General features: G+C 60.8%; 10 protein-coding genes and 1 pseudogene. 7 read left to right on the top strand and 4 right to left on the bottom strand.

All coding sequences use genetic code 11. The features are described from left to right. A pseudogene (locus AACY19_RS22645) lies at positions 1-239 on the top strand (hypothetical protein); the annotation flags it as partial. Between the two features lie 55 nt (positions 240-294). Here the strand turns inward: AACY19_RS22645 and AACY19_RS22640 are convergent. The 4 genes from AACY19_RS22640 to AACY19_RS22625 form a co-directional block, all read right to left on the bottom strand. Then, complete coding sequence (locus tag AACY19_RS22640) at positions 295-591, bottom strand: hypothetical protein (protein WP_339453833.1); 297 nt, start codon at positions 589-591, stop codon at positions 295-297. A 184-nt stretch (positions 592-775) separates the two neighbouring features. Continuing rightward, positions 776-2110: a cation:proton antiporter gene (locus tag AACY19_RS22635; RefSeq protein ID WP_339453832.1), complete on the bottom strand. Its 1335-nt coding sequence runs from the start codon at positions 2108-2110 to the stop codon at positions 776-778. A 92-nt stretch (positions 2111-2202) separates the two neighbouring features. Continuing rightward, entirely contained in the window at positions 2203-3060 is an 858-nt protein-coding gene (locus AACY19_RS22630) for an SDR family oxidoreductase (protein ID WP_339453831.1), read from the bottom strand. A 146-nt stretch (positions 3061-3206) separates the two neighbouring features. Continuing rightward, positions 3207-4361, bottom strand: a complete 1155-nt coding sequence (locus AACY19_RS22625) for a MalY/PatB family protein (protein WP_339453830.1) — start codon at positions 4359-4361, stop codon at positions 3207-3209. A gap of 239 nt (positions 4362-4600) precedes the next feature. Between AACY19_RS22625 and fdnG the strand changes: the two genes are divergently transcribed. From fdnG to selB, 6 genes are read left to right on the top strand one after another with little or no spacing between them, the layout of a single operon-like run. Next, positions 4601-7666, top strand: coding sequence for a formate dehydrogenase-N subunit alpha (gene fdnG / locus AACY19_RS22620; protein ID WP_339453829.1), 3066 nt, complete (start codon positions 4601-4603; stop codon positions 7664-7666). Continuing rightward, the gene (gene fdxH, locus AACY19_RS22615; protein ID WP_339453828.1) at positions 7667-8602 is read left to right on the top strand and encodes a formate dehydrogenase subunit beta; all 936 of its coding nucleotides are present in this window, start codon (positions 7667-7669) and stop codon (positions 8600-8602) included. It begins immediately after the preceding gene. Beyond that, complete coding sequence (locus AACY19_RS22610; protein ID WP_339453827.1) at positions 8599-9264, top strand: formate dehydrogenase subunit gamma; 666 nt, start codon at positions 8599-8601, stop codon at positions 9262-9264. Before fdxH ends, AACY19_RS22610 begins: the two co-directional genes overlap by 4 nt. Before the next feature lie 3 nt (positions 9265-9267). Then, positions 9268-10194 carry a formate dehydrogenase accessory protein FdhE gene (gene fdhE, locus AACY19_RS22605; protein ID WP_339453826.1) on the top strand — a complete coding sequence of 309 codons (927 nt, stop codon included), beginning with the start codon at positions 9268-9270 and terminating at the stop codon, positions 10192-10194. A gap of 48 nt (positions 10195-10242) precedes the next feature. Next, complete coding sequence (gene selA / locus AACY19_RS22600; RefSeq protein WP_339453841.1) at positions 10243-11646, top strand: L-seryl-tRNA(Sec) selenium transferase; 1404 nt, start codon at positions 10243-10245, stop codon at positions 11644-11646. Beyond that, positions 11643-13559 (top strand): selenocysteine-specific translation elongation factor, encoded by a 1917-nt coding sequence (gene selB, locus AACY19_RS22595; protein ID WP_339453840.1) that lies wholly within the window; start codon positions 11643-11645, stop codon positions 13557-13559. Before selA ends, selB begins: the two co-directional genes overlap by 4 nt. The last annotated feature ends 2 nt before the right edge of the window (positions 13560-13561 follow it).

The raw sequence follows: 13561 nt of genomic DNA, 5'->3' as shown, positions 1-13561 counted from the left end.
GGGCGGCATACGAGATCATTGATCACTGGCATTTCAAGCAAAGCCAGTTATTGCAGAGCGAGCCTTTGATGGGCCTGGCGTATGACGAATCGCCGTTGTTCAGCGAAATGGAGTCAAGCCACAAGGGTTATCGCAAGTCGCTGTTGTTTTCCCTGCGAACGCCGTGGATTTTTGCGACGTTCTGGGTGCTGCTCGGCAGTTACTCGGTGTTCATTCAGGTCACCAATCCTGGTGGCTGATCGGCGGGCAAACAAAAGCCCGGCGCAAATCGCCGGGCTTTTGTTTGCAGCGTGATCAGACCGCCGCTTCAAGCTGCCGACGCAATTCCACGGAGTTGTGCGAGGACATCGGGATCGGCGGGAAATCCTCATTGAGCACGCACAGGTGATCGATAGCATCTTCAAACATCAAGTCGGCTTTACGGCGCAGGGCTCGATAACGTTCGAACTGTTCGAAATCCAGGTTTTCAACTTCAAGCAACGCATTTGCCGAACGATTGAGCACGTGGGCGTTTTCAAACAATTGACGATTGCGTTCCAGAGCCAGCGCTCTGCATGCCTTGATTTGCGCGGGAGTCGAGCATTCTTTCATGACCGTAACCTTATTCTTCGGGATTCCTTTTCATAGGCTCATGGCCGCAGGGGAACAGAACCTGCCGGGCCCCGTCGGACATGTCCGGCGGGGGTATGGTTGTGACCACTGGCTTTTGCGGGGGGCTCCATTTTTTTTCACAAGAAAAATCGATGGATTTATCCAACGGGAAATGAGCAAACAATCAGGTTTCTTGTTTTTTTCGTTGTTCGTAGCGCGCCAGGATGGGCTGAGTGCTGATCCCGTGCAGGAGAATGCTCAGGGCCACGACCGATAAGGTCAGGTCGGTGCACAGCGCGGCCAGTGAGCCGGTCAGGCCTTCATTCAGGACATGGAACAGATAAAACAGGCTGCCGATTCCGCGTATGCCGAACCAGCCAATCAACAAACGTTGCCGCCCCTCGAGCAACGAGCCCCACGGCATCAGTGCAACGCAGGCCGGGCGGATCACACAGAACAACACGCCACCGACCAGTAGCGCCCGCCAATCCCAGTGCGCCACCAGTACCACGCCAAGCAACGTGACCAGAAACACCTCCATGGCCCGCTCGACCAGACTGCCGAACGACAGCATGTCGCCCATCATGATGCCCGCGGCGACCTGACTGCTTTCCAGCTCCCCGGTATCGCCATGCACCGCTTGCTGCGGTTCCACGTTCTGATGTCCCACCACCGGTTGCACCAGATGTTCGGCGGGCGGCTGGCTGGCACCGGTGGATTTCACTTCGATCTGACGCAAGCCGAGACCGGCGGCAAACACCGAGAGAAAACCGTAGCCGCCGATGGCTTCAGCCACCACATAGGCCAGGGCAATCAGTGACAGCGCCAGATAATCATTGGGGCTCAGGGTGCTGTCGTCATTGTGGATGCGCAAGGACAGGGCCACGCGACCGATGCCGCGGCCCATCCAGTATCCTGTCAACAGCCCCGCCGGCACCGCCCAGAGCAGGCTGCGCAAGACCCAGCTTTGCCAGTTGCCATCACCGTGCAGCAACAAGAGCCCGAGAATCACAAAGGGGAAGGCGATGCCGTCATTGAGCCCGGCCTCGCCGGAGAGCCCGAAACGCACGCTGTCGACGTCCCGTGCGTCGTTGACCTGGACCAGCGCCGCCAGCACCGGGTCGGTCGGCGCCAGAATCGCGCCAACCAGCAACGACAGGCCCCACGGTAACTGCAAGCCGAAATGCAAGAGCAGACACACCCCGACAATGGTCAACACCATCACCGGTCCCGCGAGGCCGAATGCAATGCGCCAGCGTTTGTCGCGCAGGGGCAAGCGCAGCTTCAGACCACAGACAAACAGTGAGAACAGCACCGCGACTTCCGTCAGGTGCTCCATCCATGTCGACGCGCTTTCCAGCGACAGCTTCAGCAGGTCAAGGCCACTCGGGCCGATGCCGATGCCCAGCAGCAAGCACACGGCGGAGGTGGTCACCGGCATCCAGCGCAGGTATGACGAGGTCAGCGCCAAGGTCAACAACACCGCACCGAGCACCGCGACCCACACGACAAAATTCATGATCAGCCGTCCTCAAATGTTTGATGTGACGGCAATTGCACCGTACTCCCTTACCAAGAGCTGAGCAGCTTCTACCGTGGTCGTATGCGGGTCTACAGCATCGGTTTGCCACCCGTGACGCCATAGCGCTGGCCGGTGATGTAGCTGGCTTCGTCCGACGCCAGCAGCACGTAAATGGGGGCCACTTCCACCGGTTGGCCGGGGCGGCCGAGCGGGGTATTGCCGCCGAAGTTCTGCACTTCTTCATCGGGCATGGTCGACACGATCAAGGGCGTCCAGATCGGCCCTGGCGCGACGCAATTCACGCGGATTTCCTTGGGGGCGAGCATTTGCGCCAGGCCGCCGGTGAAGTTGGCAATCGCGCCTTTGGTGGTGGCGTAGGCGAGCAACGTCGGTTTCGGCAGGTCGGAATTGACGGAACTGGTGTTGATGATCGAAGAACCCGCATGCATGTGTTTTATCGCCGCCTGACACAGACGGAAAATCGCGGTGATATTGACGTCGAAGGTCATCACCCATTCCTCGTCGGGGATTTCCTCGAAGGTTTCGTGGGTCATCTGGAATGCGGCGTTGTTCACCAGCACGTCGATACGGCCAAAGCGTTCGACGGTCTGATCCACCAGACGCTGGCAATGCGCCTTTTGCGCGAGATCCCCTGGCAGCAGCAGGCATTGCCGACCGGCCTGTTCGACCCAACGTGCGGTTTCCTGCGCATCTTCGTGTTCGTTCAAATAGGCGACGGCGACGTCAGCGCCTTCACGGGCGAAAGCGATGGCCACTGCGCGACCTATGCCGCTGTCGGCGCCGGTGATCAGGGCGATCTTGCCGGCCAGCCGGTTCGAACCGACGTAGGTCTGCTCGCCGCAGTCGGGATAGGGCTCCATCTTGCGCTGCGAACCAGGGACGGCTTGCGCCTGTTTCGGAAAGGGTGGTTTTGGATAATCAGTCATCGCGGGTCTCCGAGGTCTCAGGGCAGGTATGGGTGGTTGACCCGGACGGTTTGCCTTGAGTTCGATCGGATTTCCAACGGTCTTCAGACGGAATAAAGACCCTGTGGGAGCTGGCAAGCCAGCTGCCACAGGGTTCAGTGGAGTTCTCAGGTGTTGCGGTGTGCCAGGGCGCGTTCCATCCGGGCGATGCCTTCTTCGAGCAACGCGCGCGGACAGCCGAAGTTCAGGCGCACGAACTGTTGGTGCAGGTCGCCGAAATCGAGACCAGCGCTGAGCCCGACTTTCGCCTGTTCCAGGAAGAACTGCTGCGGGTTGCGCAGATCCAGCGCCGAGCAATCGAGCCACGCCAGGTACGTGCCCTGCGGCACATTGATGCTCACGCCCGGCAAACGACTGCGCACCGCTGCAACCAGATAGTCGCGGTTGGCTTGCAGGTAGGTTTTCAGTTCGGCAAGCCACGGTGCGCCTTCGCTGTACGCCACTCGAGTGGCTTCCATGCCCAGCGGGTTGACGCTGTCGACCATGCCGCAACGGGCCTGGTTGACGCGCTCCCGCAGGGCGGCGTCCTGAATGATCATGAACGAGGTCTTCAGGCCGGCGATGTTGTACGCCTTGCTCGCCGACATCAGGGTGATGGTGCGACTGGCGATTTGCGCGCTCAGCGAGGCAGTCGGGATGTGCACGCGACCGTCGAAGCACAGCTCGGCGTGGATTTCGTCAGAGATGATCCAGGCGTCCTGCGCTGTGCAGATGTCGGCGACGGCTTGCAGCTCGTTACGACCAAACACTTTGCCCAGCGGATTGTGCGGGTTGCTCAACAACAGGGCTCCGCCGCCATTGAGCGATTCGCGCAACACGTCCAGCGGCGTGGCGTAGGTGCCGTCTGCCTGGGCGACGAATTCCAGCTCGACCTTGTTCAGTCCCCAATGGCCCGGTGCATGGCGCAGCGGCGGGTAGTTCGGCACCTGCACCACGACGTTCTGCTGCGGTTGCACCAGCGCCTTGAGCGCCATGTTGAAACCGGACTCGACGCCGGGAAGGAAGATCAACTCCTGCGGTTTGACCTTCCAGGCGAATTTGTTCCAGAGGTCGGTGACGATGGCCTCACGGAGGTTTTCCTGAGCGACGCTGTAACCCAACAATGGGTGCAGCAGGCGTTGTTGCAATGCGTCAATAACCACGGGGGGCGCGGCGAAATCCATGTCAGCGACCCACATCGGCAGCACGTCGGCCGGGTAACGGCTCCACTTGGTGCTGCCCGTGTTGTGGCGGTCGAATACCTGATCAAAATCGAAAGTCATGCGCGGTCTCGTGAAGGCGGGATTGGTCCTGTCGGGCATGATAAACCCATGCCCCTGAGGGAACACCCAAAACCTTGTGGGTTCCATAGCGCATGACCGATGGTCGCCGACGGTCGGTTTTCACACAGGACGTGTGGTCATTGTCTACAGTGAAAAAGTCGGCACAGGTTTGCCGCAACCGTGATTGTCCAGATAAAACCCGGCACAAGTACCGGGTTCCACCTGATCAGGAGTGCACGATGGATCTCAGCCGTCGTCAGTTCTTCAAGGTCGCCGGTATCGGCCTTGCAGGCTCAAGCCTGGGCGCGTTGGGCATGGCCCCGACGCTGGCCTTCGCCGAGCAGGTGCGCCACTTCAAGCTTGCCCACACCCATGAAACCCGCAACACCTGCCCGTATTGCTCGGTCGGTTGCGGTTTGATCATGTACAGCCAGGGCGACGATGCGAAGAACGTAGCGCAAAACATCATTCATATCGAGGGCGACGCCGACCACCCGGTCAACCGCGGCACCCTCTGCCCGAAAGGCGCAGGCCTTCTCGACTTCATTCACAGCCCTGGCCGCCTGCTCTACCCGCAAACGCGCAAACCGGGCAGCAGCGAATGGACGCGAATCAGTTGGGACGAAGCGCTCGACCGCGTCGCCGACCTGATGAAAGCCGACCGCGATGCCAACTTCATCGAGAAAAATGCCAACGGGCAAACGGTGAATCGCTGGGTGAGCACCGGTTTCCTTGCGGCGTCGGCGGCGTCCAACGAAGCGGGCTACATCACCCAGAAGGTGATCCGCAGTCTTGGCATGCTGGGGTTCGATAACCAGGCGCGTGTCTGACACGGCCCGACGGTGGCAAGTCTTGCCCCGACGTATGGCCGTGGTGCCATGACCAATACCTGGACCGATATCGCCAACGCGAATCTGATCCTGGTGATGGGTGGTAACGCAGCAGAAGCGCATCCGTGCGGCTTCAAATGGGTGACCGAGGCCAAAGCGCACAACGCTGCACGGCTGATCGTCGTCGATCCGCGTTTTACCCGGACGGCTTCGGTGGCCGACTATTACGCGCCCATCCGCACCGGTACCGACATCGCCTTCATGGGCGGGCTGATCAATTACCTGCTGACCGAGGACAAGATCCAGCACGAATACGTGCGCAATTACACCGACGTGTCGTTCATCGTCAAAGAAGGTTACGGCTTCGAGGACGGTATCTTCAGCGGCTACGACGTCGCCAAGCGCAGCTACACCGACAAATCCGGCTGGGGTTACGAGCTGGGGGATGACGGCTTCGTCACGGTCGACCCGACGTTGCAGCACCCGCGCTGCGTCTATCAATTGATGAAGCAGCATTACAGCCGCTACAACATCGAACTCGCGAGCCAGATCTGCGGCATGCCGGTCGATGCCATGCAGAAAATCTGGGAAGAAATCGCCACCTGCTCGATACCGGGCAAGACCATGACGATTCTCTACGCACTCGGCTGGACCCAGCATTCGATCGGTGCGCAAATCATTCGCAGCGCGGCGATGGTGCAATTGCTGCTGGGCAACGTCGGCATGCCCGGTGGCGGCGTGAACGCCTTGCGCGGGCACTCCAATATTCAGGGGCTGACCGACCTGGGTTTGCTCTCCAACGCACTGCCGGGCTATCTGACCCTGGGCAGCGACACCGAGCAGGAATACGCCCAGTTCATCCACAAACGCACGCAAGTGCCGTTGCGGCCGGGGCAATTGTCCTACTGGCAGAACTACAGCAAATTCCACGTCAGCCTGATGAAATCCTGGTACGGCGCCAACGCCACCGCCGAGAACAATTGGTGCTACGACCATTTGCCGAAACTCGACATCCCCAACTACGACGTCCTGAAAATGTTCGACCTGATGAGCCAGGGCAAGGTCAACGGCTACATGTGCCAGGGCTTCAACCCGATTGCGGCGCTGCCGGACAAGAACCGCGTGATGGGCGCACTCGCCAAGCTGAAATGGCTGGTGGTGATGGACCCGCTGGCCACCGAAACCTCGGAGTTCTGGCAGAACGTCGGGCCGTACAACGATGTGAAAACCGCCGACATCCAGACCGAAGTCATTCGCCTGCCGACCACCTGTTTTGCCGAAGAGGACGGCTCGCTGGTCAACAGCAGCCGGTGGCTGCAATGGCACTGGAAAGGCGCTGACGGCCCCGGCGAAGCGCAGACCGATATTCGCATCATGAGTGAATTGTTCCTGCGCCTGCGCAAGCGCTATCAGGCCGAGGGCGGTAAGTTTCCCGATCCGCTGTTGAAGCTGTCGTGGCCGTACAAAATTCCCGACGAGCCTTCGCCGGAGGAGTTGGCCAAGGAAATCAACGGCAGCGCCGTGGCGGATTTCACCGATGCCACGGGCGTCACGATCAAGGCCGGCTCGCAACTGGCCGGGTTCGGTTTGCTCAAGGACGACGGCAGCACGGCATCCGGTTGCTGGATCTTCGCCGGCAGTTGGACCGAAGCCGGCAACCAGATGGCCCGGCGCGACAACAGCGATCCGTTCGGCATGCACCAGCATCAAGGCTGGGCATGGGCCTGGCCGGCCAATCGGCGGATTCTCTACAACCGCGCCTCGGCGGATGTCGCCGGTAAACCGTGGGATGCGAAAAAACGCCTGGTGTGGTGGAACGGCAAGACCTGGGGCGGCACCGATGTGCCGGACTACAAGGCTGACGTAGCGCCAGAAGCGGGGATGAACCCGTTCATCATGAACCCCGAAGGCGTCGCGCGATTCTTCGCCGTCGACAAGATGAACGAAGGCCCGTTCCCCGAGCATTACGAGCCGTTCGAAACGCCGATTGGCATCAATCCTCTGCACCCGCAGAACAAGAAAGCCACCAGCAATCCGGCGGCGCGGATCTTCGATTCGGTCTGGGAAACCCTCGGCGAGGCCAAAGACTTCCCCTACGCGGGCACCAGTTACCGGCTGACCGAGCATTTCCACTTCTGGAGCAAGCACTGCAAGTTGAACGCAATCGCCCAGCCAGAGCAGTTCGTGGAAATCGGCGAAGTGCTGGCGAAAGAGAAGGGCATCGCTGCCGGGGATCGCGTGCGGGTCAGTTGCAAGCGCGGTTTCATCGAAGCGGTGGCGGTGGTGACCAAACGCATCCGGCCGTTGCAGGTCAACGGCCAGGTCGTGCATCAGATCGGTATCCCGCTGCATTGGGGGTTCACCGGCCTGACGCGTCACGGTTACCTGACCAACACCCTGGTGCCGTTCCTCGGCGATGGCAACACCCAGACCCCGGAATCCAAGTCATTCCTGGTCAACGTGGAGAAACTGTAAATGGCCAGCCAAGACATTATTGCCCGCTCGGCCACCACGACTGTGCCGCCGTCGGTGAGAAATCAAGAAGCGGTGGCCAAGCTGATCGACACCACCAAATGCATCGGCTGCAAGGCCTGCCAGGTCGCCTGCTCGGAATGGAACGAGTTGCGCGACGAGGTCGGCCACAATCACGGCACCTACGACAATCCTCAGGATCTGAGCGCGGAAACCTGGACGTTGATGCGCTTCACCGAGCACGAAACCGACGCCGGCAACCTTGAATGGCTGATCCGCAAGGACGGCTGCATGCATTGCGCCGAGCCCGGTTGCCTGGCGGCGTGCCCGAGTCCAGGCGCGATCATCAAGCACGCCAATGGCATCGTCGATTTCGATCAGGACCATTGCATCGGTTGCGGTTACTGCATCACCGGTTGCCCCTTCAACATTCCGCGCATCTCGCAGAAGGATCACAAAGCCTACAAGTGCACCTTGTGTTCGGATCGCGTCGCGGTCGGGCTCGAGCCGGCCTGCGTGAAAACCTGTCCGACCGGCGCCATCGTCTTCGGCACCAAGGAAGACATGAAGGAGCACGCCGCCGAACGCATCGTCGATCTGAAGAGCCGGGGTTTCGAAAATGCCGGTCTGTATGACCCGGCAGGCGTCGGCGGCACCCACGTCATGTATGTGCTGCATCACGCCGACACACCGACGATCTACGCTCATTTGCCGCAAGATCCGGCCATCAGTCCGCTGGTGGGGCTGTGGAAAGGCATCAGCAAACCGCTGGGCTTGCTGGCGATGGGCGCGGCCGTGCTGGCCGGGTTCTTCCACTACGTGCGCATCGGGCCGAACCGGGTTGAAGAAGATGAGCATCCGAGCACGCCTGACACCTCGGTGCACGTCGTCGATCCGGCGGTGCACACCTATGACCCACGCGGGGAGGACCGGCCATGAGGAACAAGACGATCCTGCGTTACACCGCCAACCAGCGCACCAATCACTGGCTGGTGGCGATCCTCTTTTTCATGGCCGGCCTGTCCGGGCTGGCGTTGTTTCATCCATCACTGTTCTGGCTGAGCAACCTGTTTGGCGGCGGGCCGTGGACGCGGATTCTGCACCCGTACATGGGCATCGTCATGTTCGTGCTGTTCCTTGGCCTGGTGTTCAGCTTCTGGCGCAGCAATTTTTTCATCGCCAATGACCGGCAGTGGCTGCGGCGGATCAATCGGGTGATGGTCAACGACGAAGAAAGCGTTCCGCCGGTAGGCAAATACAACGCCGGGCAGAAGCTGCTGTTCTGGACTTTACTGCTGTGCATGCTCGCGTTGCTGTTCACCGGGCTGGTGATCTGGCGTGCCTGGTTCAGTGCGTATTTCGGCATCACCGTGATTCGCTGGGCAATGCTGCTGCACGCGCTGGCCGGGTTCATTCTGGTGCTGAGCATCATCATTCACATCTACGCCGGCCTGTGGATCAAGGGGTCGGTGGACGCCATGATGCATGGCTGGGTCAGCCGCGCCTGGGCGAAAAAACACCATGAACTCTGGTATCGCGACATCACCCGCGATGAACGTCAACCGGACGTGCCGGAGCGACCGATCACCAAAAAGGGCTGACTTTTGCCGACCATTCTTGAACCAGGGGAAATTGAAGCGGCGGCCAGTTCGCCGCCGTTTCTGCATCTGCCGCCGCTTGACCTGTTCACCTTGCGTGCGCAACGGCTGGAGCAATTGGCCGAAGGGCATCCGCTCGCTGAGTATCTGCGCTTGATCGCTCAATTGTGCCGGGTTCAGCAGCAGGTATTCGACGATCCGCCGCTGACGGCGCCGGTCGATCAACAGCGAATCGAGGCCTGTCAGCAGCATGGTTTGCCGCCGTTCGCGGCTGATACCCTGGTGCGGGAAGAAGACTGGCAGGCGTATCTCGGCGCTTTTCTTCAGCGTTACGAGCCTTTGGGGCAACCTGCTGTGGTTGAAGCGGTGGACACGCTGCGCGCCGCCAATCCCGGCCAATTGCGTTCGTGGGCGGTGGCGTTGGTCAGCGGTCAATATTCGATGGTGCCGGCGCAACTGGTGCCGTTTCTCGGCGCAGCGCTGCAAACGGCGTGGAGTCACTGGTTGCTCAGCGCGCCAGACCTGAAGCTCAAACCCGGCGACAGCCTCAGTCAATGCCCGGCCTGCGGTTCTCCGGCGATGGCCGGGGTGATCCGCCATCGCGGCAAGCACAACGGTTTGCGCTATCTGGTGTGTTCGTTGTGTGCTTGTGAATGGCATGTGGTGCGGGTCAAGTGCGTGTATTGCGAGTCGAGCAAAGGTCTGGATTATCTGAGTGTCGAGGATGATCGCCACGCGGCGAATCAGGCACCGTTAAGGGCGGAAGTTTGTCCGGGCTGCAACAGTTATCTGAAACTGGTGTATCTGGAAAATGATGCCGAGGCCGAGGCGTTGTCGGCAGATTTGGGCAGTTTGTTGCTCGATATGCGCTTGGCTCAGGATGGTTTTCAGCGACTGGCACCGAATCTGTTGCTGGCGCCGGGAGACGAATGACCGGCAGCGTCTACACTCTTGGGCGATAGCGGTTGTCTCCAGGAGTGACTGATGTCCCTGCGGTTACCTTCCATTGATGGTTTGTTGCGTCACCCGGCGTGCGTGCCTTTGCTCGAACGTCACGGGCGTGAGTCGCTGCTGGCGAGTTTGCGGTGGTTGCTGGATGAACTGCGGCCCGGCGTGGTGAACGGGCAATTGTCTGCGATAGAAATCAGTCCCGAAGTGTTGGCCGGGCGTGTCGGTGAACGCTTGGCCCAGCATCAGCGCAGCCACGTTCGCCGGGTTTTCAACCTGACGGGCACCGTGCTGCACACCAACCTCGGTCGCGCGCTTTTACCCGATGAAGCCATCGACGCCGTGCAAATGGCCGCGCGTTATCCGCTCAACCTGGAATTCGATCTGGCCAGCGGCAAACGCGGGGATCGCGATGATCTGATCGAAGGCCTGATCCGCGAACTGACCGGCGCCGAAGCCGTCACCGTGGTCAACAACAATGCCGCCGCCGTGCTGCTGACGCTCAACAGTCTGGGCGCGCGCAAAGAAGGCATCATTTCCCGAGGAGAACTCATCGAGATCGGCGGCGCGTTCCGCATTCCCGACATCATGGCCCGCGCCGGCGTGCGTCTGCACGAGGTCGGTACGACCAATCGTACCCACGCTCGCGACTACGAAGCGGCGATCAGCCCACGCAGCGGTTTGATCATGCGTGTGCATGCGAGCAACTACAGCATCGAAGGTTTCACCGCTCGCGTGCCGACTGCGGAGTTGGCCGAACTGGCCCATCGGCATGGTTTGCCGCTGCTGGAGGATCTGGGCAGCGGCAGTCTGCTCGACCTGACTCGCTGGGGCTTGCCGGCGGAACCGACGGTGCGTCAGGCGCTGCTCGACGGTGCGGACATCGTCACGTTCAGCGGCGACAAATTGCTCGGCGGCCCGCAGGCCGGGTTGATCGTCGGGCGCAAAGAGCTGATCGCGAAGATCAAGAAGAATCCGTTGAAACGTGCACTGCGCGTGGACAAGCTGACCTTGGCGGCGCTGGAGGCGGTGCTGGGTTTGTATCGCGATCCGGATCGTCTCGCTGAGCGCTTGCCGAGTTTGCGCCTGCTGACGCGCCCGCAAGCTGACATCTTCGCGCAGGCCCTACGTTTGCGGCCCTTGATGACTGAGTTGTTGGGTGAGCGCTGGCAGGTCAGTGCGGTCGAAGCCTTGGGCATGATCGGCAGCGGCAGCCAACCGGTGGCGCGACTGCCGAGTGCGGCGTTGTGCTGTCGCCCGCAAGTTTCAAAGCGACTGCGCGGGCGTTGTCTGTTGAATCTCGAAGCGGCGCTGCGCGGATTGCGGATCCCGGTGCTCGGTCGTATTGACGACGACGCGCTATGGCTCGATCTGCGCCAACTCGACGACGAACCCGCGTGGCTCGCGCAATTGCCGCTGTTGCAGGTCGATCAGTGATTGTCGGCACGGCGGGGCACATCGACCACGGCAAGACGTCGCTGTTGCAAGCCCTGACCGGGCAAACCGGCGACCGTCGCCCGCAGGAACGAGAACGCGGGATGACCATCGACCTTGGTTATCTGTATGCCGAACTTGAACCGGGCGCCGGTTTGACCGGATTTATCGATGTACCGGGGCATGAGAAATTCACCCACAACATGCTTGCCGGAGCGCAGGGCATTGATCTGGTGTTGCTCGTGGTCGCCGCAGATGACGGCGTGATGCCGCAGACGCGCGAGCATCTGGCGATTGTCGAATTGCTCGGCATTCCGCGAGCACTGGTGGCGATCAGCAAATGTGATCGGGTCGAGGCGGGCAGGGTGGAGGAGGTACAGCGGCAGGTTCTCGATTTGCTGGAACCCGGGCCGTTTGCCGAGGTGCCGGTCATAGTGGTCTCCAGCGTGAGCGGGCAGGGTATCGATGGGTTGCGCGAGGCGTTGTTGCAGACGCAACGTGAAGTGCTGGAACGCAACCGCGACGGCGGTTTTCGTTTGGCAATTGATCGGGCCTTCAGCGTGGCCGGCGCGGGGATTGTGGTCACCGGGACGGCGTTGTCCGGGGTGGTTTCTGTTGCAGACAAACTCACCCTCGGGCCTTCCGGAAACTCGGTCCGGGTTCGCGGCTTGCACGCGCAGAATCAACCTGCCGAACAGGCTTTCGCCGGACAACGAGTGGCGCTGAATATCAGCGGTGAACGTCTTGAACTGGCGCAGATTCATCGCGGCCAGTGGTTGCTGGCGCAATGGCTGAATGCACCGACCCAGCGCATCGACATCGACTTTCGACTGTTACCCGGCGAGCGTACCTTCGAGCACTTTCACCCGGTGCATGTGCACCTTGGCACACAGGATGTGATTGCCCGCGTCGCGTTGCTCGAAGGCCCACGTTTGAGCCCCGGTGAACGCATGTTCGCGCAATTGCTGATCAATGCGCCGGTACATGCAGTGAAGGGCGATCGCTTGATCCTGCGCGACTCAAGCGCCCAACGTTCTCTCGGCGGCGGGCGCGTACTCGATCCCTTCGCCCCGGCGCGCCAACGCCGCAGCCCCGAGCGTCTGGCGCAACTGGCAGCGCTGGCGCGTAGCGAGAGTCTGGAACAAGCGCTGCCCGTGCTCCTCAATCACAGCGCCGGGGGCCTCGACCCGCAGCGACTGGAACGCCAATTCAATCGCCCGCGCTCGAGCTGGTCGTTGCCAGAAAACGTAAGGTTGATCGACACCCGTCAAGGGCCGGTGCTGTTCAACCTGCAGCGCTGGGGCCAGCTGAAATTCACTTTGCTGGAGCAACTGGCGAAGTTTCACGAACTGGAACCCGACCAGATGGGCCCGGATCGTGATCGACTGCGGCGCTTCAGCGGTCTGGCGCTGGAGCGTTCGATATTTGCCAGCCTGCTCGACGAATTACGCGAAGCGGGTGTGATCACCAGCACTGGCCCGTGGCTGCATCTGCCCGATCATCAGGTGCGCCTGAATACGCAAGACGAAAGCCTGTGGTTACAGATACAGCCGTTGTTTGAAAACGCAGGATTCGACCCGCCGTGGCTACGCGATGTGGCGAAAATGCTCGGTCAGGACGATGCCGTTGTGCGCCTGCTGTTGCGCAAATTGGCGCGACTGGGATTGATGCACCAGGTTGTGCGCGACCTGTTTGTCAGCGACACGGTGTTGCGGCAGATGGCCGCCGTCTTGTTGAAACTGGCCAAGGAAAATCCGCCGATCCAGGTGACAACCTTCCGCGATGCGCTAGGCTTGGGACGCAAACGCTGTATTCAGTATCTGGAATACTTCGACCGCATCGGCCTGACCCGACGCCTCGGCGAATCCCGCCAGATCCGCCCCGACAACGCGCTGGCGAACGCCTGCGCACACTGAGT

It is taken from the genome of Pseudomonas sp. EA_5y_Pfl2_R50, from assembly GCF_963970475.1.
Taxonomy (GTDB): Bacteria; Pseudomonadota; Gammaproteobacteria; order Pseudomonadales; family Pseudomonadaceae; genus Aquipseudomonas.
This window is presented reverse-complemented; position numbering and strand designations above follow the sequence as displayed.